At 70.1% G+C, this 20,123-nt stretch carries 20 protein-coding genes; 9 read left to right on the top strand and 11 right to left on the bottom strand.

Annotation, left to right across the window (positions count from 1 at the left end; genetic code table 11):
• Positions 1–38: 38 nt before the first annotated feature.
• Positions 39–1,079 carry a LacI family DNA-binding transcriptional regulator gene (locus SK571_RS22855; protein ID WP_319986121.1) on the bottom strand — a complete coding sequence of 347 codons (1,041 nt, stop codon included), beginning with the start codon at positions 1,077–1,079 and terminating at the stop codon, positions 39–41.
• A gap of 204 nt (positions 1,080–1,283) precedes the next feature.
• Between SK571_RS22855 and SK571_RS22850 the strand changes: the two genes are divergently transcribed.
• From SK571_RS22850 to SK571_RS22835, 4 genes are read left to right on the top strand one after another with little or no spacing between them, the layout of a single operon-like run.
• Entirely contained in the window at positions 1,284–2,540 is a 1,257-nt protein-coding gene (locus tag SK571_RS22850; protein ID WP_319986120.1) for an ABC transporter substrate-binding protein, read from the top strand.
• Between the two features lie 18 nt (positions 2,541–2,558).
• Complete coding sequence (locus tag SK571_RS22845; RefSeq protein WP_319986119.1) at positions 2,559–3,470, top strand: carbohydrate ABC transporter permease; 912 nt, start codon at positions 2,559–2,561, stop codon at positions 3,468–3,470.
• Between the two features lie 4 nt (positions 3,471–3,474).
• Positions 3,475–4,362, top strand: coding sequence for a carbohydrate ABC transporter permease (locus SK571_RS22840; RefSeq protein ID WP_319986118.1), 888 nt, complete (start codon positions 3,475–3,477; stop codon positions 4,360–4,362).
• 19 nt (positions 4,363–4,381) lie between these two features.
• Entirely contained in the window at positions 4,382–5,728 is a 1,347-nt protein-coding gene (locus tag SK571_RS22835) for a GH1 family beta-glucosidase (protein ID WP_319986117.1), read from the top strand.
• Between the two features lie 51 nt (positions 5,729–5,779).
• Here SK571_RS22835 and SK571_RS22830 read toward each other — a convergent pair whose 3' ends face one another.
• The 3 genes from SK571_RS22830 to SK571_RS22820 form a co-directional block, all read right to left on the bottom strand.
• A complete protein-coding gene (locus SK571_RS22830) occupies positions 5,780–7,036 on the bottom strand; it encodes a S1 family peptidase (protein WP_319986116.1) in 1,257 nt (418 codons plus the stop codon).
• Between the two features lie 414 nt (positions 7,037–7,450).
• Entirely contained in the window at positions 7,451–8,914 is a 1,464-nt protein-coding gene (crtI, locus tag SK571_RS22825; RefSeq protein ID WP_319986115.1) for a phytoene desaturase family protein, read from the bottom strand.
• Positions 8,915–8,927: 13 nt separating this feature from the next.
• A complete protein-coding gene (locus SK571_RS22820) occupies positions 8,928–10,004 on the bottom strand; it encodes a polyprenyl synthetase family protein (protein WP_319986114.1) in 1,077 nt (358 codons plus the stop codon).
• 143 nt (positions 10,005–10,147) lie between these two features.
• Here SK571_RS22820 and SK571_RS22815 point away from each other — a divergent pair, with 143 nt between their 5' ends.
• The 4 genes from SK571_RS22815 (at position 10,148) to SK571_RS22800 (ending at position 13,276) form a co-directional block, all read left to right on the top strand.
• Positions 10,148–11,074, top strand: a complete 927-nt coding sequence (locus SK571_RS22815) for a phytoene/squalene synthase family protein (protein ID WP_319986113.1) — start codon at positions 10,148–10,150, stop codon at positions 11,072–11,074.
• Positions 11,075–11,087: 13 nt separating this feature from the next.
• Positions 11,088–12,050 (top strand): DUF5914 domain-containing protein, encoded by a 963-nt coding sequence (locus SK571_RS22810; protein WP_319986112.1) that lies wholly within the window; start codon positions 11,088–11,090, stop codon positions 12,048–12,050.
• An 81-nt stretch (positions 12,051–12,131) separates the two neighbouring features.
• Positions 12,132–12,419 (top strand): WhiB family transcriptional regulator, encoded by a 288-nt coding sequence (locus SK571_RS22805; protein ID WP_319986111.1) that lies wholly within the window; start codon positions 12,132–12,134, stop codon positions 12,417–12,419.
• The gene (locus tag SK571_RS22800; RefSeq protein WP_319986110.1) at positions 12,416–13,276 is read left to right on the top strand and encodes a MerR family transcriptional regulator; all 861 of its coding nucleotides are present in this window, start codon (positions 12,416–12,418) and stop codon (positions 13,274–13,276) included. The genes SK571_RS22805 and SK571_RS22800 overlap by 4 nt, the downstream gene beginning before the upstream one ends.
• Here SK571_RS22800 and SK571_RS22795 read toward each other — a convergent pair.
• The 7 genes from SK571_RS22795 to SK571_RS22765 form a co-directional block, all read right to left on the bottom strand.
• Entirely contained in the window at positions 13,270–14,715 is a 1,446-nt protein-coding gene (locus SK571_RS22795; protein ID WP_319986109.1) for a cryptochrome/photolyase family protein, read from the bottom strand. The genes SK571_RS22800 and SK571_RS22795 overlap by 7 nt on opposite strands.
• Positions 14,712–15,923, bottom strand: a complete 1,212-nt coding sequence (locus SK571_RS22790) for an NAD(P)/FAD-dependent oxidoreductase (protein WP_319986108.1) — start codon at positions 15,921–15,923, stop codon at positions 14,712–14,714. Before SK571_RS22790 ends, SK571_RS22795 begins: the two co-directional genes overlap by 4 nt.
• Positions 15,920–17,443 (bottom strand): FAD-dependent oxidoreductase, encoded by a 1,524-nt coding sequence (locus SK571_RS22785; protein WP_319986107.1) that lies wholly within the window; start codon positions 17,441–17,443, stop codon positions 15,920–15,922. The genes SK571_RS22790 and SK571_RS22785 overlap by 4 nt, the downstream gene beginning before the upstream one ends.
• Complete coding sequence (locus SK571_RS22780) at positions 17,440–18,132, bottom strand: class I SAM-dependent methyltransferase (protein ID WP_319986106.1); 693 nt, start codon at positions 18,130–18,132, stop codon at positions 17,440–17,442. The genes SK571_RS22785 and SK571_RS22780 overlap by 4 nt, the downstream gene beginning before the upstream one ends.
• A complete protein-coding gene (locus SK571_RS22775; protein WP_266043704.1) occupies positions 18,119–18,436 on the bottom strand; it encodes a lycopene cyclase domain-containing protein in 318 nt (105 codons plus the stop codon). The genes SK571_RS22780 and SK571_RS22775 overlap by 14 nt, the downstream gene beginning before the upstream one ends.
• Positions 18,429–18,755 (bottom strand): lycopene cyclase domain-containing protein, encoded by a 327-nt coding sequence (locus tag SK571_RS22770; protein ID WP_319986105.1) that lies wholly within the window; start codon positions 18,753–18,755, stop codon positions 18,429–18,431. Before SK571_RS22770 ends, SK571_RS22775 begins: the two co-directional genes overlap by 8 nt.
• Positions 18,756–18,828: 73 nt before the next feature.
• Entirely contained in the window at positions 18,829–19,290 is a 462-nt protein-coding gene (locus SK571_RS22765; protein ID WP_319986104.1) for a hypothetical protein, read from the bottom strand.
• 224 nt (positions 19,291–19,514) lie between these two features.
• Here SK571_RS22765 and SK571_RS22760 point away from each other — a divergent pair, with 224 nt between their 5' ends.
• Complete coding sequence (locus SK571_RS22760) at positions 19,515–20,102, top strand: histidine phosphatase family protein (protein ID WP_319986103.1); 588 nt, start codon at positions 19,515–19,517, stop codon at positions 20,100–20,102.
• Positions 20,103–20,123: the final 21 nt, after the last annotated feature.

Genomic DNA, 20,123 nt, shown 5'->3' with positions numbered 1-20,123 from the left:
CCGTTCAGGTCACACGACACCCGCCCAGCACCTCCACCTCACCCTTGGCGCGCACCGCAGGAGTCCCTGACCACCAGCTTGGCCGGGAGCACCACGGGCTCCTCCCGCCCGCCCCCGGTGATCATCGCCATGATCGCCTTCGCGGCCGCCACCCCGAACCCCGGTTTGTCCTGGGCCACGGTCGTCAGCGCCGGGTCGACCACCGAGGCGATCTCGATGTCGTCGAACCCGACCAGCGCCAGGTCCCGCGGCACCCGCAACCCGGCCGCACGGGCGGCGAGCAACGCGCCGACCGCCATCTCGTCGCTGGACGCGAACACCGCGGTGGGCGGCTCGTCCAGCGCCAGAAGCCGTTGCACGGCAGCGGTTCCGCTCGCCCGGTAGAAGTCGCCGGCGACGACGTAGTCGGCTCGTGGCTCCACACCGGCGTCCCGCAGTGCCGCGCGATAGCCCGAAAGGCGGGCGTCGGACGGCTGGTTGCCGGGCGGGCCGGTGATCGTGGCGATCCGCGAGTGGCCGAGTCCGAGGAGGTGGGCGACGGCCTCCCGGGCACCGCCGGAGTTGTCCGACGTGACGTAGGTGGCCCGGGGTCCGTCGACGGCCACGTCGAGCGCGACGCACGGAAATCCGGACTGGGCGAAGGATTCGAACGCCTCGGCGTCGGAGCCGCTGTCGATCAGGACGAGCCCGCCGAGGTGGTGGCGGCGGGTCATGTTCACGTAGCCGACGGGGTCCGCGAGTGACGCGCCCACCTCGCGGGCGTCGCCGCTCGTCGCGAGCATCAGCAGGTGGTAGCCGTGCGCGCTCAGGGCGGACTTCAGGCCTATCAACAGGTCCTGCAGGTACGGGTGCCGCCAGCCGGGCCTGCGGTGGTCGGTGTCCCAGACCAGTCCGATCATCGTCGACTGCTTCGTCGACAACGCCCGCGCGGACTCGTTGGGCCGGTAGTCCAGCTCTTTCGCGACGCGCAGGACGCGTTCTCGCGTGTCCTCGTTCACCGTTTCCGGCTGGTTGAAGACGCGCGACACCGTCGCCACGGACACGCCGCAGAGCTGGGCGATCTCTCGCCCGGTCGCCATCGGACCTCCCGTTTCACCGTAAGCGGTTACAGAGACCCTAGGAGCAGCACTTCTGCTAGTCAAACGCCCGCGCCAGTTGATCTGTTTATCGGTTCGTTACTTGACTGGAGCTGCGTAACACCGCTGTCATAGGCGCCACACAAATCTTCCCGGAGAACCACTTCTCTGGTTCAGCGCGCTCAAAAATCGACGGAGGCCAGGAAAATGCGCCCCAAAGCACTCGCACTCGGCTGCGCCGCCCTGGCGACAGCCGTGGTGCTCAGCGGTTGCGGCAGTGACACCGCGTCCGGTGGCAAGACCAAGCTGACGATCGGGCTGTTCGGCAACTTCGGGTACGCCGAACTGCTCAAGGAGTACGCCGCGGTGCACCCGGACGTCGAGATCTCGGACCGGACCGCGTCGTACTCCGACCACCACAAGAACCTCGCCGCCCACCTCGCCACCAGCAGCGGCGCCGCGGACATCGAGGCGGTCGACACCGGTTACATCAACCAGTTCAAGGCCACGCCGGACAAGTTCGTCGACCTCAACACCAAGGGCGGCGACCAGCTGAAGGACCGCTGGCTGCCGTGGAAGTGGGAGGGCTCGCTCAGCAAGGACGGCAAGCAGATCGGCTACGGCACCGACGTCGGCGGCCTGGCCATCTGCTACCGCCGCGACCTGCTGCAGAACGCCGGGCTGCCGGCCGACCGCGACCAGGTCGCCGCGCTGTGGCCGACCTGGCAGGACTTCATGGCCGCAGGCAAGAAGTTCCAGGAGAAGGCGCCCGAGGGCGTGAAGTGGTTCGACGGCGGTCCGACCGTGCTCAACGCCATCGTCGGCCAGGCGTCCGTCGGCTACTACGACAAGTCCGACAAGATCGTCGTCGGTGAGAACGAGGAGATCAAGGCGGGCTGGGACCTCGTCGTCGACGGCGTGCAGTCCGGTCTGTCCTCGAAGCTGCTCTACTCCACGCCCGTCTGGAACACCGGCTTCAAGCAGGGCCAGTTCGCGACCGTGACCTGCCCCGCCTGGCAGATGGCGAAGATCAAGGACCAGGCCGGTCCGGAGGCCGCCGGCAAGTGGGACGTCACGTCCGTGCCGGGCGGTGGCGGCAACTGGGGCGGTTCGTACCTCACCGTTCCCAAGTCGGGCAAGAACGTCGACAAGGCCGTGGAGCTGGCGGCGTGGCTGACCGCGCCCGAGCAGCAGGCCAAGGTGTTCAAGAGCGCCGGGCTGCTGCCGTCGATCCCGAAGCTGTACGAGGACCCGTCGATCGTCGACTACAAGAACCCGTACTTCAACGACGCCCCCATCGGCAAGCTGTTCACCGACGCGGCGAAGAAGCTGAACCCGCAGTACCAGGGCCCGAAGGCGGGCGACATCCAGACCGCGATCGGCAACGCGATGCAGCGCGTCGAGCAGGGCAAGCAGAACGGCGACGAGTCGTGGACCCAGTTCGTCGGCGACGTCCAGAAGTGATGCGCTGACATGGTCTTGATGGATAAGACGGCCAAAAGGCACCGGTGGGACACGAAGTTCGCGCCGTACGGGTACGTGGCGCCGTACTTCCTGATCTTCGGTGTCTTCGGGCTGTTCCCCCTCCTCTACACCATCTGGGTCTCGCTGCAGGACCGCAACCTGCTCGAGTCCGACGCGGCGACCTTCGTGTGGTTCGCGAACTACGCCAAGCTGATGGCGGACCCGTACTTCTGGAACGCCATGGGCAACACGCTCAGCCTGTGGCTGCTCACCACGGTCCCGCAGATCCTGTTCGCGCTGTTCATCGCACAGCTGCTCAACCGCAAGGTCCGCACCCGCACGCTGTTCCGGATGGGCGTGATCCTGCCGAACATCACCTCGGTGGCGGCGGTGACGATCATCTTCGCGCAGCTGTTCGGCCGGGACTTCGGCCTGGTCAACTGGGTGCTGGACCTGTTCGGCGCGGGGCAGATCGACTGGCAGGCGGGCACGGCCAGCTCGCACATCGCGATCGCCGTGATGGTGGTGTGGCGCTGGACGGGATACCACGCGCTGATCTTCCTGGCGTCCATGCAGGCGATCCCGTCGACGCTGTACGAGGCGGCCACCCTGGACGGCGCGAGCGGCCGTCAGCAGTTCTGGCGCATCACAGTCCCGTTGCTGCGGCCGCAGATCATCTTCACGACGATCATCGCGACCACCGGCAACATGCGGCTGCTCGCCGAGCCGCTGCTGTTCAACCCCGGCGCCGCGGCCGCGACGGGCGGCTCCGACCGGCAGTTCCAGACCGCCGCGCTGTACCTCTACGAGCAGGGCTTCACGAAGTACGACTTCGGCTACAGCTCGTCGATCGCGGTCGTGCTGGCCATCGCCACCGTCGTCGTCGCCGGTCTCGGCTACCTGGTGACCAAACGGATCCGGACGGAGTGACCCCATGACCGCTGTGCTGGAACGTCCCGCACCGGTGCGGCCCGCCGGTCCCGCGACGAGGGCGCGCAGGCTGGCCCGGCGCGTCGCAGGGCCGTGGACCTATGCCGCGCTGATCGCCGTGCTGGCCGGGTCGGCCTTCCCGGTGTACTGGTCGTTCGTGGTGTCCTCGCAGACGCCGGACGCGATCGACAGCGTGCCGCCCGTCCTGGTGCCGGGCGGACACCTCTTCGCGAACATCGCCCGCGTCTTCGACACCACCGACTTCGCGCTGGCGATGGTGAACTCGATCGTGGTGGCGGGAACCGTGACCATCTCGGTGGTGCTGTTCTCGACGCTGGCGGGCTTCGCGTTCGCCAAGCTGAAGTTCCGCGGCCGCAACGTGTTGCTGCTGCTCATCATCGGCACGCAGGCGATCCCGACCGAGCTCGGCATCATCCCGCTCTACATGATGATGGCCGAGTTCGGCTGGGCCGGCGAGATCCACGCGGTGATCGTGCCGGGGCTCGTGACCGCGTTCGGCGTGTTCTTCATGCGCCAGTACTTCGAGCGGGCGATCCCGGACGAGCTGCTGGAGGCGGGCCGGATGGACGGCTGCCACTCGCTGCGGCTGTTCTGGCACGTCGCGCTGCCCGCGGCCCGTCCGGCGGCGGCCGTGCTGGGCCTGTTCACGTTCATGCAGGCGTGGAACGACTTCTTCTGGCCCCTGGTCGTCCTCACGCCGGAGAACCCGACCGTGCAGACCGCGCTGTCCACTTTGGCCAGTGGCTACACCACCGACTACACGCTGGTGCTGACCGCCGCGACGATCGGCACGGTGCCCGTGCTGGCCGTGTTCCTGTTGTTCGGCCGTCAGATCGTCGGCGGCATCATGTCCGGCGCCGTCAAGGGCTGACTTTCTTTTGGAGACTGCTGTGAGCTTTCCGGACGGTTTTCGCTGGGGCGTGGCGACCTCGGCCTATCAGATCGAAGGAGCGGCACGGCTCGACGGCCGCGGCCCGTCCATCTGGGACACCTTCGCCCAGGTGCCCGGTGCCGTCGCGTCCGGCGACACCGGGGACGTGGCGGCGGACCACTACCACCGCTGGGCCGAGGACGTCCAGCTGCTCGCCGGCCTGGGTGTCGACGCGTACCGGTTCTCGGTCTCGTGGTCGCGGATCCTGCCCGAGGGGCACGGCAAGGTCGAGCAGCGTGGTCTCGACTTCTACCGGCGGCTCGTCGAGGCGTTGCTGGGCAAGGGGATCGAGCCCTTCCTGACGCTGTACCACTGGGACCTGCCCCAGGCGCTGGAGGACGAGGGCGGCTGGCGCAACCGCGACACGGCCCTCAGGTTCGCCGACTACGCCGCCATCGTGCACGAGGAACTCGGTGACGTGGTCAGGAAGTGGACCACGCTGAACGAACCGTACTGCTCCTCGATCATCGGCTACGGCGAAGGCCGGCACGCCCCCGGCGCGCGCGAGGGCCACGGCGCGCTGGCGGCGGTGCACCACCTGCTGCTGGGTCACGGCCTCGCCGTGCAGTCCATGCGGGCGAACGGGTTGCCGGAGCAGGAGTTCGGCATCGTGCTCAACCAGTCCCCCACCGTGCCAGTCACGGACTCGCCCGCCGACGTCGCCGCCGCGAACCGCCAGGACGTCCTGCTGCGCCGGCAGTTCACCGACCCGCTGTTCGGCTCCGCCTACCCGGACGAGCTGACCTCGATGTTCGCGGGCATCAGCGACTTCTCGTTCCGGCAGGACGGCGACCTGGAGACCATCGGGCAGCCGCTCGACTACGTCGGCCTCAACTACTACTACCGGCTGCACGTCGCCGACGCGCCGCACCGCGAGCCCGACCTGGCCAAGCGCACGGCGCACGACATCGGCGTCGACACGACGCAGCTGCCGGACGTCCCGCGCACCGGCATGGGCTGGCCCGTCGAACCGGCCGGCATGACGACCGCGCTCGCGGACCTCAAGGCACGGCACCCCGGCCTGCCGCCCGTCTACGTCACCGAGAACGGCTGCGTCTACCCCGACGTGGACGGCTTCGAGGACACCGACCGCATCGCCTACCTGCGCGACCACATCGCGGCGGCGCAGGCTGCGGACGTGGACCTGCGCGGTTACTTCTGCTGGTCGCTGCTCGACAACTTCGAGTGGGCGCACGGCTACAAGCACCGGTTCGGCCTGGTGCACGTCGACTACCAGACGCTGGAACGCACGCCGCGGGCCAGCTACCGCTGGTACCGCGACTTCATCTCGGCCGCGCGCGGGTGAACACCGACGACCGGCCGGCACGACAGCGCCGGCCGGTCGTCGGTCAGCGCATCACCAGAGCGTGACTCCGTACACGGACTGGTAGTAGGGCAGGCTGATCGCGGCCGGGTAGTACCAGGACACGTTCGGCTGGCCGACCGCCTGACCGCACCGGTACTGGCCGTTCAGCAGGTACAGCTGGGCGCCGCTGGTGACGCCCTCGGCGGTGCGGGTGCCGGAGTTGCGGTAGTTCGAGCCGCCTGAGTCACCGCGCTCGACGCAGGCGCTGTGCCGGGTCAGGTCGTACACCGTCTGCCCGCCCGTGTAGGTCACGGTCTGCCGCTTCGCAGTGATGACACCGCAGGTCAGCTTGGTGGTGACACCGGACTTGCAGATCGCGGTGCCGACCGGCGAGTCGCTGTACCCGCTGACGGTCACGACCCCGCCCTGCGACGGGTTGACGTCGACCCAGGGCCCCTGCGTCCACGCGCCGGTGTTGGTCACGCGCACCAGGGCGTCGTCGTACGTCGGGAAGAACGCCGACTGCACGGTGCCGATCTGCGCACCGGTGTAGCCGTACACGGCCGTGCCCGCGGGGCCGCAGTGGCCGGCGGTCAGCACGTAACGCAGGCCGTTGCTGACGTTGCGCACGTTGAAACCCGTCGAGCAGTACCCGCCGCCGAAGGCGCCGTAGTACAGGACGTCACCTCCGTCGAGGAACGCCGTCGTGGACGGCTCGACATCGGTGTACTCGACCTTCACCGCGTCGCCGTACTTCTTCAGGCCCGCCACGGCCTTCTCCGACCTGCCGGCCAGCGCGACGACGGTCACGGCGTTCGTCCGCGGGTCGACCGACCAGGAGGTCAGGCCCTTGACCGCGTCGGACGGGGCACGGCCGGGTCTGGTGCGGCTGCCGTCGTCCTCGGCCCGGCCCGCGAGCGAGTCGAGGTCCTTCTTGATCTTCTCCAGGTCGGACTCGCTGTGCCTGACCACGTGCGCCCGCGCACCTGCGGCCCGCACCTCGCCGGCCCGCGCCGCATCGGTGACGGCGACAGCGAGCCTGCCGGAGTCCGAGTCGAACCACGCGCCACCGAACGCCGTGCCCAGACGTCCCTTCAGCACGTCGTCGAGCCGGTCGGCGTCGTCCTGCTGAGCCGCGCGTCTGGCCGCCTGCTCGGCGGTGAGCCCCAGATCCCGCTGCATCGCCGACACCACGTCGGACGGCAGGTCGGCGGCGCGTTCCGGGCCTGCGGTGCTGACCGCGCTGCCGGCGAACCCGAGGGCCACGGCCGACACGCCGATGATCAGAGTGCGGAAACTTTTTCGCATTTCTCTCACTTCCACGAGGCGCTTTCTACCTGGCTTCGCATATGCGGAACCTGACCACGCTGAGAGAAGTCGTTGTGCACGATCGAATGTTTCGCTCATCTTGCGAGAGCACTCGTACGGCGCAATTTTCAATTCACGATCCGGATGCACCGAAAAGCACTATTGCCAATAAGGAACGTCGACGGCATGGCAGCTCAGCAGCCAGGCCGCATCAACGAGGTGTCACTGTTACGCCGCCGGACGAATCAGTAGCAGGAATACCGACATAGCACGCAAGGCAATGACCGAAAGGGTGAATTCACTTTTCCACACCCAGAGCGACTTCTGTCACCACAGAGCGTGAGACACCCGTTCAGTCCTTGTGGGACAATCCCACGAATACTTCAAATGCGATGAAACAGCGCCAAGGGAGTTCTACCGGTGGCGCAGCCGCTGGGCGGCGAGCCTGCCCGAGATCAGCACCGGGGGAATGCCGACACCGGGGGTGGTGCCGCTGCCCGCCAGCACGACGTTGCCGTCGCGGAACGGCAGGTTGCCGGGCCGGAACGGGCCGGTCTGGGCGAACGTGTGGGCGGCGGAGAACGGCGTGCCGGCGGCCTGGCCGCCGCGCGCCCAGTCGTCCGGTGTCACGACCGCGAGCGGCTCGGCGTCGACGAGGAGCTTGCGCGCCGACATCTCGTCGACGAGTTCCTCGGCGTAACGGTGTGCCAGCGCGTCCCAGCGCAGTGGGGCGGCGTCGAGGTTCGGGCATGGCGCGAGCAGGTACTGCAGGTGCCTGCCTTCCGGCGCCAGCGCGGGATCGGTCAGGGTGGGTGTGGTGAGCAGCAACGACGGATCGCTCATCAGCTTCCCCTGCCGGATGATCTCGTCGAAGGTGCCGTTCCACTTGTCGCCGAAGGAGATCGTGTGGTGGGCGAGGTCTTCGGCCACGCGTCCGGAACTGAGGTGCACCACCACCGCGGACGGCGACCAGCGCAGCGGCACGACCCGGCGCGGTTCGCCGCGAAGCAGCCGGATGCTCTGGGCGGGCCCGGTCGCCAGAACGACGGCGTCGCAGGCGATCCGCGTGTCGGCCGTGCGCACCGCGTTCACGCGGTGGCCGACGCGTTCGAGCTCCTCGACCTCGACGCCGTAGTGGAACACGACCCCGGCTTCGGCGGCCGCGTCGGCCAACGCCTGCGGCACGGCGCGCATACCGCCGCGCGGGAACCACACGCCCGCAATGGTGTCCATGTAGGCGATGACGGCGTATGCGGCGAGAGCGTCCTTCGGTGCGACGCCGGCGTAGAGCGACTGGAAAGTGAAGACGCGCCGGAGCCGGTCGTCGCGCAGGAACCGGCCCACCGCCTTCGCCAGCGAGCCGAAGCCGCCGAGGCGGGCGAGCCTCACCAGGTCGGGGCCCACGAGGTCGAGCGGCGAGTCGAAGCTCGCGCCGATGAACCTGTCGCGCTCCACCTCGTACAGCTTCGTGAGCCACGCCCGCAGGTCGCGGTACCCCTGGGCTTCGCGGTCACCCGCGAAGTCGCGCACCGCCTGCTCCATGCGGTCCGCGTCGGTGTGCACGTCCAGCGCCGTGCCGTCGGCGAACGCCGCGCGGTAGGCGGGGTGCAGCGGCAGCAGTTCCAGGTGGTCCTCGCGCTTGTGGCCCACCGCGGCGAACGCGTCGTCCAGCAGTTCCGGCATCGTCAGCACGGTCGGGCCGGTGTCGATCCGGTGGCCGCCGACGTCGAGCCGGCCCGCGAGCCCGCCGGGGTGCGGCTGTCGTTCGACGACCGTCACCTCGTGTCCCGCGCCGCGCAGGTGCAGCGCCGCCGAGAGCCCCGAGAGTCCCGCGCCGACCACGACCACCCGGTCAGTGCGGCCTTTCACCACGTGCACCACTGCGTTCCCCTCAGGTCGTTCGCGTCACTGCACGGTCAGCGAGGCGCACAAGTTCGTGACGCACGTCGCTGGGAATGGCCGCGCGGTCCAGCGCCGCCATTCCGGACCCTGCCAGTTTCTCAATGTGCTTCTCCACGGCGCCGACGGCTCCGAGTTCCACGAGCAGCGCGCGCACGTCGTCGACGGTCCGGTCGCTGACGCTGCCGCTCTCCAGGCATCGGCGGAGCAACCGCTGCGCGGCGGGTTTGCCTTGTGCGCGTGACAGGGCGATGGACATCAACGGCGTCCGCTTGCCCTCCCTCAGGTCCTCCCCCACCGGCTTCCCGGTGACCGAGGAGTCACCGAACACGCCCATCAGGTCGTCCCTCAGCTGGAAGGCGACGCCGATGTCGTGCCCGTAGGCACGCAGGCAGTCCACGACGTCGTCGTCGGCTCCCGCGAGGGCGGCGCCGAGGTGCAGCGGCCGTTCCACCGTGTAGGCGGCGGTCTTCAGCGCCGCCACGCGGACGGCGTGCTCCAGCGACTCCTCGCGTCGTGCGACGGCGAGGAGGTCGAGGTGCTGTCCCATGATCATCTCGGTCCGCATCGCCTGCCACGGCCCCCAGACGCGGCTCAGCGACTCGGCGGACAGGCCGGCGGTCACCAGCGCGTCGTCCGCCCACGCGAGCGCGAGGTCGCCGACCAGGATCGCCGCGGAGTCGCCGTACTGACGGGCGCTCGCGGCCCACCGTTCACGCCGGTGCCGCGCCGCGAAGGACTCGTGCACCGACGGCTTGCCCCGCCTGGTCGCCGAACGGTCCATCACGTCGTCGTGCACGAGCGCACAGCATTGCAGCAGTTCGAGCGCCACCATCGCCTGCACCACGGCGTCGACCTGCGTCGAGCCGCCTCCCGCACGCCATCCCCACCAGGCGAACGTCGGCCTGATCCTCTTGCCACCGGCGAGGATCAGTTCCCGCAGCTCGGCGGCGAGCTCGGGAGCGAGGTCCTGCCTGGCGAGCAGGAAGTCGTGCAGTGCGCCGTCGAGCAGGACGCGGAAGTCGTCCACCTGCGACGTGCGAGCGTCCACGCTGGTCAGCAGCGACATCGGCGTTCCCCCGGGAGTGGGTCGGTGTTCGGCTTTTCGAGCTAAGCAGCGCGGCGGGGGCTCCGCATGATGAGCGCCGCCGTTGTGCGAAGGGCAACTCGCGGACTTAGCGTGGAGGAACCTCCTCCGCGAAAGGACAGCTGATGTCGGCTGAACGCGAACTGGACGCCGCGGGTGTCACCGCGCCGGCGTTGCGCGACGCGTACCGGCGCTGCCGTGAGCTCAACGCACAGCACGGCCGGACCTATTACCTGGCAACCAGGTTGCTCAGCGCGGAGCAACGGCCCGCCGTGCACGCGCTGTACGGGTTCGCCCGGTGGGTGGACGACGTGGTCGACGACCTCCACAGTGGACCGGACGAGAAGTCCGCCGAGCTCCTGGCGATCGACGGGCGGCTCCAGGCCGCGCTGAGGGACGGGGCGACGGACGACCCGGTGCTGGCGGCGCTCATCGACACCGTGCACCGCTACGACATCCCGGTTCGGCATTTCCAGGACTTCATGGAGTCGATGCGGATGGATCTCACCGTCACCGACTACCCCACTTTCGCCGACCTCGAACAGTACGTGCACGGATCCGCCGCGGTGATCGGCCTGCAGGTGCTCCCGGTGCTCGGCACCAGCGTGCCCCGCGAGGAGGCGGAGCCCGCGGCGGCCGCGCTCGGCGTCGCGTTCCAGCTCACCAACTTCATCCGCGACATAGGCGAGGACCTCGACCGCGGCCGGGTGTACCTGCCGGCCGACGAGCTCGCGGCGTTCGGCGTCGACCGGGAACGGCTGATGCGCGCGCGGGCGGAGGGCCGGGCCGACCAGCAGGTGCGGGCCGCGCTGCGCGACCAGGTGCGCAGGGCGCGCCAGGTCTACGAGCGGGCCTGGCCGGGCATCGGCATGCTCGCGCCGCGCTCCAGGCCGTGCGTGCTCACCGCCTACCGGCTCTACGGCCGGATCCTCGACCTCGTCGAGCACGCGGACTGCGACGTGCTGTCGCGCCGCGTGGTCGTGTCGAACGGCAGGCGCCTCGCCGTCGCCCTGCCCGCGCTGGCCAGGGCGGTGTTCGCCCGTGCGGCCTGAAGAGAGGAAGACCATGCGCGACCGGATCCCGCTGCGGGTCTACCACAGCCCGCCGTGGCGCGAGCAGCGGCCGACGTGGCAGGACGCCAAGCCCGCGCTGATCGAGTCGGCGCTCAAGCGCGCCACCGCGCGGCCGTCCGGCAACTGGTTCGTCGCCGGTGCGAGCCGCGACGTGGTGAAGGGCAAACCGTGCGGCCGCACCATCGCGGGTCAGGAGGTCGTGCTCTGGCGCGGGCCCCACGGTGTGCTCATGGCCGGTTCGGGCTCGTGTCCCCACCTCGGCGCCCCGCTGTGCGATGGCGCCGTGGCCGAGGGCAAGCTGATCTGCCGCTGGCACGGCCTCGCGCTCGACGGCACGCGGTTCGGAGCCTGGACGCCGTTCCCCGCGCACGACGACGGGGTGCTGGTGTGGGTCCGCCTCGACCAGGCAGGGGGCGAGGACCCCCTGCCCGCCCCGGTGCTGCCGGAGCGCCCGCCCGCGGGATCGATCGACGCGGTGGCCACGCTCGTCGGCCGCTGCGATCCCGAGGACGTGGTCGCGAACCGCCTCGACCCGTGGCACGGCGCGTGGTTCCACCCCTACTCGTTCGCGAACCTGCACGTGCTGGAGACCCCGGCCGAGGCGGACGACCGCTTCCTGGTGGAGGTGACGTTCCGGCTCGCCGGTCGCGTCGGCGTCCCGGTCATCGCCGCGTTCACCTGCCCGGAGCCGCGCACCGTCGTGATGCACATCGTCGAGGGCGAGGGTGAGGGCAGCGTCGTCGAGACGCACGCGACCCCGATCCGCGACGGCCGCACAGCGGTGGTGGAGGCGACCATCGCGCACTCGGACCGTCCCGGGTTCGCGCTGGCCAAGCCGGCGGCGGGAGCATTGCGGCCGATCATGCGCTGGGCGGCGGCACGGCTGTGGCGCGACGACCTCGCTTACGCCGAACGCCGGTACGAACTACGCCGGAAGGGTCGCTTTCCGGACTAGGCACCCCGAGTTGCGTCGTTTCTGAGTCGATTTTACGATGGTGTCCCCATCGAGGTCGACTCACCGGAGGACGTGCCCGTCATGCCTGAACTGTCCCGTCTGCCTCAGCCGGTCGTGGAATCGTGGGACTGGCAGCTGGCCGGTCTGTGCCGCGGCATGGACAGCGCCTACTTCTTCCACACGCCGAACGAACGAGGCTCCGCGCGAGACCAGCGCGAGGCCGCGGCCAAGGCCATCTGTCAGCGCTGCCCGGTCATGGAAAAATGTCGGTCGCACGCCCTGGAGGTCCACGAGACCTTCGGCATCTGGGGCGGACTCGGTGAAAGTGAGTTGAGGGCGATGCTCGCGAAGCGCGCACGTAGGACGTGACGTACACGCCACGCGCTGTGGCGGGCATGCTCGGCATCGCCCCCACCACGCTCAGGACCTGGGACCAGCGCTACGGCCTGGGGCCCTCCGTTCGCACCGACGGCGGCCACCGCCGTTACGAGGAAGCGGACATCGAGGTGTTGCGCCGGATGGTGGCGCTGACCGCACAGGGCGTGGCTGCGTCCGCCGCGGCGGTGCTGGCGCGCAAGCAGCCGGTGGCTCCGCCCAGCGGCCTGCGCACCCCGATCGACTCCGCGGAGGCCTTGACGGCACAACGGGGTTTCCTGGCCGCCGCGAAACGTCTCGACGAACCCGCGATGGCCGATCTGGCCGCGAAGCTCCTGGTCGCGCACGGCGTCGTGGCCGCGTGGGACGAGGTGTTCGTACCGGCGCTGGTCGAACTCGGCGAGCTGGTCGCCGCGAGCGGCCAGGGCGTGGAGATCGAGCACCTGGCGAGTGGATGCGTCCTGCACGCGCTGCGCGGGATCCCGCGCACGAGCAGTCCTGGGCCGCTGTCCGCGTTGCTGTCGTGCGCACCGGACGAGCAGCATTGGCTTCCCCTGGAAGCGCTCGGTGCGGCACTGTCCGAACAGGACCGCAGATGGGGCAACCTCGGCGCGAGGGTGCCCGCCGAGGCGTTGTGCGACGCGGTGGCGCGCTTGTGTCCTCAGGTCGTGCTGATCTGGGCGCACCGGCAGGACCTGGCGCTGCGCGTGCCTCTGGAAGATCTCGGCACGCGCTCGGGGGCGGTGATCGCGGTCGCCGGTTCCGGGTGGGACGGCGTGGCGCTGCCGTCGTTCGTGCACCGGCCGCAGTCCCTGGCCGAGGCGGTCGGGCTCGTGGTGGACCGTCAGTAGATCTCGCGGTCGCGTTCCCGCACCCGGACCTCGTCCAGGTCGGAGAGGCGCCGCAGCCCTTGCACTGCTCGCGCCATGCGGTGGTTGCCGCTCACCCGGTCCTCGTGCCGGTCCAGCCACGCCCAGTACCCCGCGGTGAACGGGCACGCGCGTTCTCCCGTGCGCCGCTTCGGGTCGAACCAGCACGTCGCGCAGTGGTCGGTCATGCGGTTGAGGTACGCGCCGCCGCTGAGGTAGGGCTTGGTCGCGATCACGCCGCCGTCCGCGTGCTGGCTCATGCCGATCACGTTCACCGGCATCACCCACGGGAAGCCGTCCACGAAGGACGTGACGAACCAGTCGTTGAGCGCGGCCGGGTCGTAGCCGCGTTGCAGCGCATGGTTTCCGAGCACCATCAACCGTTGGATGTGGTGCACCCAGCCGTGGTCGCGGACGCCTTCCAACGCGGTCCGCAGGCACGCCGCGCGCACTGTCGCCGGCCTCAGGTCCGCCCACCACGACGGCAGCTCGGTGGTGGCGCGGAAACCGTTGCGCCGCCGGTACTCCGGGCCCAGGTGCCAGTACAGGTGCCACACGTACTCACGCCAGCCGAGCACCTGCCGGACGAAGCCCTCCACGCTCGCCAGCGGTGCGTCGCCGGCGCGGTAGGCGTCCTCCGCCGCGTAGACGACCTCCAGCGGGTGCAGGAGCCCGTGGTTGAGCGGCACCGACAACAGCGAGTGCGCCATCGTCCAGTCCTTGGCCAGCACGGCGTCCTCGTGCGGACCGAAATGCGGCAGGCGGTCGCGGACGAAGACCTCCAGGGCGCTGAGCGCCTCCTCCCTCGTGATGGCGAAGCGGCGCGGGCCGTCCCTGCCCACCGCGGGCAGGTCCATCGCGTCGAGGTCCGCGCGCACCCGCGCGTCGATGTCGTCCTCTTCCGGCCACCAGGGAGCCGGAACGCCGAGCCGCCCGCGTTTCGGTGGTGGTTCGCGGTTCTCGGCGTCGAAGTTCCACCGGCCGCCCACCGGGACCTCGCCCTCCATCAGCACGTCGAACCGGGTGCGCTGGTAGTGGTAGAAGTCCTCCATCAGGAACCGCTCGCGCGTCCCCGCCCACGCGGAGAACTCGTCGCGGGACAACGCGAACGCGGGCGTGGGCAGCACCTCCACCCCGAGCTCGGTCAGCATCTCGAGCGCGGCGGCGGAACCCGGCTGGTAGGCGACCAGCGGCCGTCCCAGGTCGCGGATCGCCTCCCGGTAGGTGTTCCCGCGCACGAGGGTGATGCGATCGGGGAACTCGGCGGCGAGATGACGCATGCCGGACAGCACGAGGTGCAGCTTCTGCCGGTGGTACGGCTTGCGGCGCAGGGCCGCCGCCGACTCGATCAGCACGATCTCGTCGTGGCCGGAGTGGAACTGCGGTCCGAGCTGATCGCCGAACAGCAGCAGCGTCGTCACCGGTCACCGCGCAGGTCGGCCAGCACGGCGTGCGCGGCCCTGCGTCCCGAGTGCAATGCTCCCTGGATCGAGCTGGTGTCGCGATGGTCACCGCACACGTACCGGCGGCCGCCCGCGCGAACGGACTGCTTCAACCGGTGTGGCGCGGGCATCGCCGGGATCGCGTGCAGGATGTCGTAGCGCCGCAGCACCTCCCACCGGCTGGTGTCCGTGCCGTACAAGCGATTCAGGTGCGTGCGCACGGCCTGCTCATCTGCGTCGCAGAGCACCGAGGCCTGCACCAGTGGGGCGTGCGGCGAGTACGGGCGCGACACCTCCGACATCACCGCCGTGTTCACGACCGGGCCGCCGCCCGCGTCGACGACCAGGCAACCGTCGCGCAGCGGGGACCGCGGCGGGCGGAAGTACCACGTGGTCACGCCGTTCCAGCGGGGTTCGGCCAGCCCCGGCAGCAGGCGGGCCGCGGTCGTGCCGTCCGTCGCCACCACCACGGCGTCGGCGGCGATCCGGCCGCCCTCCTCCAGCTCCACGCCGGTGTCGTGCACGGCCCGCACGGCGGTTTCCAGCTGAACGACGTCCTTGGGCAGACGTTCCGCCATCGCCTTCGGCAACTCCCCCATGCCGAGCGCCGGCACCGCGGCACCGCCCTGGGCGAAACTGCGCCACACCAGGTGGAAAAATCGCGACGACGTGCTCAGTTCCGGTTCCAGGAACACACCGGACAGGAACGGACGGAACACCGCCTCGACCGCGCGGTCGGACACTCCGAGCCGCCGCAGCGCCTCGCGGGTCGTGCGGTCCGGCGCGGTGAGCAACGGCCGCACCGGCCCGAAGGCGTCCGGGCCCGAGAACCGGGCGATCGCCGCCACGTCCCGCACGCCCAGGACGTGCTGGCGCAGGAACCCGTCCCAGGCCGCCGGCCCGCTGCGCGGATCGGCGAGCAGGTCGTGCCTGCCGTCGTCGTGCACGAACACACCCGGCCTGAAGTGCCGCAACGGGAACGGGTCCAGGCCCAGCCGCGCCAGGTCGGGGTAGGCGGGCAGCATGATCTGGAAACCGCGGTCGAACCGCACGCCGTCTTCGACGTCGGTCCGCACCCGGCCGCCGACCTCGTCGCCCGCTTCGAGCACGGTGACCTCGACGCCCGCCGCCGCCAGTTCCAGCGCGGCGCTCAAGCCCGCCAGACCGGCTCCCACCACGACGATCACAGCGTCCTCCAGCGCCGGGCGGCCGCGCGCAGCAGCGGAACACGGCCCTCGGTCGGCACCGTCCACAGGTCGGTGCCCGCGACGCCCCAACGGCTGAGCAGGTGGTTGGCGGCCGCGAAACCGGTGGTGGCCGCGCGTTCCATGAGCGCGACCGGCAGGTCGATGCGCACGAGATCGCCCGCGACCACGAGGAAGTCGTCCGGTGTGGTGACGCCCGGCCGTCCGGAGTACCCGCCGGCCGGGAAGAGCGGGCAGTCCTCGCGCAGCTCGTGGCGTTCGTCGACCACTCCCGCCCGCTTGGTCTCCGGGTAGACCTCGGTGAGCTGTTCCCAGAGCCGGGCGCGTGCGTCCTGTTCGTCCACATCGGACGGCAGCGCGTAGCCGTGCAGCTCCACCACGGAGCCACCCGTGCGTGCGGCCCAGGCCCGTGCCTCGTGCTCGTAGTGGTTGAGCACGCTGATGTTGTCGAGCAGGTCGTGGCCGCCGGTGCCGAGGAAACCGGGCCGGTCCGCGTCCACCGGCGTGTCCAGCCAGTACCTCGACACGAGGAACCGGGGTGCGGTGCGCAGCGCGCCGACCTTCTCGCGCCACGCGGTGTCGCCGAGCGCGGGCGAGTCGCCGACGAGGGCCCGCAGGCCGGGGACGTCCGCGGCGAGCACCACGGCGTCCGCCTCGATCGCCCCGTCGCCGATGGTGACGCTGAACCGCTTGTGCTCACCCGGCAACACGGACCTGACCTCGGTGCCGGTGCACACCGTCGCCCCCAGCAGGGCGAGGTGGCGCCGGAGCGGTTCCCACAGGCCGTGCGGGAACGGGTCCGCGGCCACGTCGAACAGCAACCCCTCGCTGGAACCGAGGAAGTAGATGTGGAACATCACCGCGAGTTCCGCGGCCGACATGCGGGTCGGGTGGGCGAAGAAGCTGCGGGAGAACACCTCGAAGGCGAGGGCGTGCGCGGCCTCCGGGAAGCGGATGCGCTCCAGGTAGGTCGCGGCGTCGATGCCGTCGAGCTCCTCGTACACCCGCGGCACCGACACGTCGAGCAACGACAGCGCGGCCCGCGCGTTGACGTCGGGCAGGTCGCGCCACCGGAACGTGGGGCTGCTGCGCAGGAACGCGAGCGCGTTCCACGGCACGGCCTTCGGGAGGTTCGCGAAGCCGTCCCGGTGGCCCGAGGCGTGCTGCAACGGGTAGTCCGGCACCCCGACCAGGGCACGTCCGGACGGGTCGACGCGTTCGAGCAGGGACCGGAGGTTGTAGTACTGCCGGAAGAACGCGTGGAAGCCGCGCGTCATGGTGGCGTCGCTGCCGTCCGCGAGCCGGGTGCTCCAGCCGCCGACGCGTCCGCCCAGGTAGTCCTCCCGTTCGCACAGCACGACCTGCGCCCCGCGTTCGGCGAGCAGCGTCGCGGCGGACAGCCCGGCGATGCCCCCGCCCACCACGACCACGACGGGTGCGGTCCCGTCGAACTGCGCACGACCGGCCGGCGCCGGGATCCGCACGGCCTTGCGATCCCTCACCGCTGCTCCTGTTCCGGCGCGTGGCCGCGGAAGGTGTGCACCACACCGAGTTGCAGGCCCGGCAGCGGCGCGCTGCGCACGCCGATGAAGCCGTTGCGCCGCAACCTGTCCCGCAGTGCCGTCGCCCCGTCGAAGTCCATCACGCTGCGCCACAGGTAGGTGTAGAGCGAGCGGTCGCCGGTGACCAGCCACCCCGCCGGGACGATGAACCCGCACAGCAGCGTCCACACCGCCGTGCTCACCAGGGACTCGCGCACCGAGTACTCGTGCAGCACCAGCGTTCCGCCGGGTTTGAGCAGTTCCCTGATCCGGGTGAGCGTCGGGTCCGGCTCGGGCAGGTTGCGCACCAGGTACGCGGCGAACACCGCGTCGAACCGGCCCTCGTCCACGTCCTCGGCGCGGCTGTGCACGAACCTCACCGTGGAGGGCCAGCGCTTCTCCCGCGCCCGCGCGATCATGCCCGCCGAGGCGTCCACGGCGACGATCTCCACGCCGGGCGCGGCCGCGACCAGCGCGGCGGTGGAGGCGCCCGTGCCGCAGCCCAGGTCGAGCACCCGCATGCCGGGACGCAGGCCGAGCGCCAGCGCGGAACGGCGCAGCGCCTGGTGATAGCCGGGGTTGAGCCCGACGAGGAAGTCGTAACCACGGGCTGCCCGGTCGAACTTCCCCGGTACCTCAAGCTTGTTCACGTGCCGGCCTTCCCCGTTCCCACAACAACAACACGGCGGTGACCATGGCGAACCCGTAGAGGAAGTCCTCCACCGGGATGTCCCACGGCACTCGTACCCCGGTGATCGCCCAGTCCGCGTACAGCACGACGGGCGCGTCGAGCTTCGTCAGCCATCCGTCCACCGGCACCTGGAACCCGAGCACGATCGCCATCGTGATCCAGTACGCCGGACGCTTGAACAAACCCGTGCGCAGCAAGAAGAACTCCAGCAGCAGCACGACGACAACCGCCGCCATCGCGGCGAACGAGTACTCCTCAACCATCCCGCAACCAGCGTTCCGAATGTCCGCGGACGGCCTCGTAGGTCAGCACCGCGCAGAGCGGGATCGCCACGAAGAACAGAATCTCCTCGATCGGCAGCACCCCGCCGATCAACACCCCGGTCGTCGCCTCGGGGTGAAAGCTCCAATGCCCTCGCACGATCGCGACGACGTCCCAGACGGCGAGGACGAGCAGCACAGGCGCGATGGCGCGCACCAGATCCGGGCCACGGCGGTAGACGCCACGTCCCATCCACTCCAGCGGCAGCGTGATGAGCACGCACACACCCAGCACCATCAAGTATTCGTACTGGCTTCGCATCACCGACCTCCCACAACGACCGTATGGGCGGCGCGACAAGTCTGCACAACGGCGAGTCGTCCTCGGCAGAGCGTCAGGTCGGTTCCGCCTTGGAGATCGCGTAGTAGGCGTCCACGGTGTCGCCGTCGATGCCCACGTAGACGTCGATCCACGCCGCCGCGGCGCGCACCAGCACCAGCACCGCGTCGAACTGCTGGTCCTCCGTCAACGTCCCCAGCACCAGGGCGACACGCCGGTCGTCACCGCACGCCAGTCCGCTCAACACCTCCGAGGCCACCTCGGCCGCCCGCCCGCAGGTCGCGTCACCTCGCGTCGCCGGCACGGAGATCGGAATGCGGACGGACGGTTCGAGCGAGCCGCGCGGAACACCGCGCAAAAGGATCGCCGCACACGTGTCGATCGCGACCACCCGAGTCCGCTCGTCCGACACCAGGCACCGCACGGCGTCGACGGACCACAGGTGATCGCGCCTGTTGACGGCGCCCACCGCGGCCAGGGTCAGCTCCCTGGCCTGCACTTCATCGAGTCGATGCATCGACTCCCGGTCTCCTTCGCGATCGGCCCCAACTGCGCCCCCGAACCTGAATTCTGTGTTGCTACAACCGCAACTCAGCCATGTTCAAACGACCCTGCCCGCGCTGCATGACGAGTGGCCCGCAGTTCACCCGTCCGCAGCAGCGCATCCGGTATCGCATCGTTTACGCCTGGCATCTCAGATGTTGCTAACATCCGAATGTCGACAACCTGGGAGTGATCACGATGGCGACCCGGCACCTCTACGTGGTGCGTCACGGCGCAGCGGACCCGTTCGGCGAACTCACCGGCACCGGCGAACGACAGGCGCACCTGCTGGGCGAGCGCCTGTCCCGGTCGCCGATCGACACCGTCCTGCACTCGCCCCTGGCCAGGGCGACGAGCACAGCTCAGATCCTGGGCGAGCACCTGCCGGCCGTCCCCGTCACCGAGGCGCCCGAACTGGTCGACCACGTACCGCACGTACCGGCCGATCCCCCGCCCGCGTGGGCAGGCTTCTTCGACGGCTACGACGCGGCGGAAGCAGCCGCGGGCGCAAACCTCGCGGAGGCCTTGACCGCCCGGTTCGCCCGCCCAGCCGACACCGAGTCCCACGAGGTCCTGGTCACGCACGCCTACCAGGTCGCCTGGCTGGTGCGCCACGCCCTCGGCGCACCGCCGGACCGGTGGCTGGCGATGAGCTGCGGCAACACCGCACTGACTGTTCTCCAGTTCCGCGACGGCACGCCACCTGCCTTGCTGCTGTACAACGACATGAGCCACCTGCCGGAGGACCTGCGCTGGACGGGTTTCGGTCCGGGCACCCGACCTTGAGCCGCCTCACCGCCGCCAGCG

The sequence above is a fragment of the Lentzea kristufekii genome (genome assembly GCF_033949925.1).
Lineage (GTDB): Bacteria > Actinomycetota > Actinomycetes > Mycobacteriales > Pseudonocardiaceae > Lentzea > Lentzea kristufekii.
The sequence above is the reverse complement of the archived record's forward strand: the minus strand, read 5'-3'. Positions and strand labels throughout refer to the sequence as shown.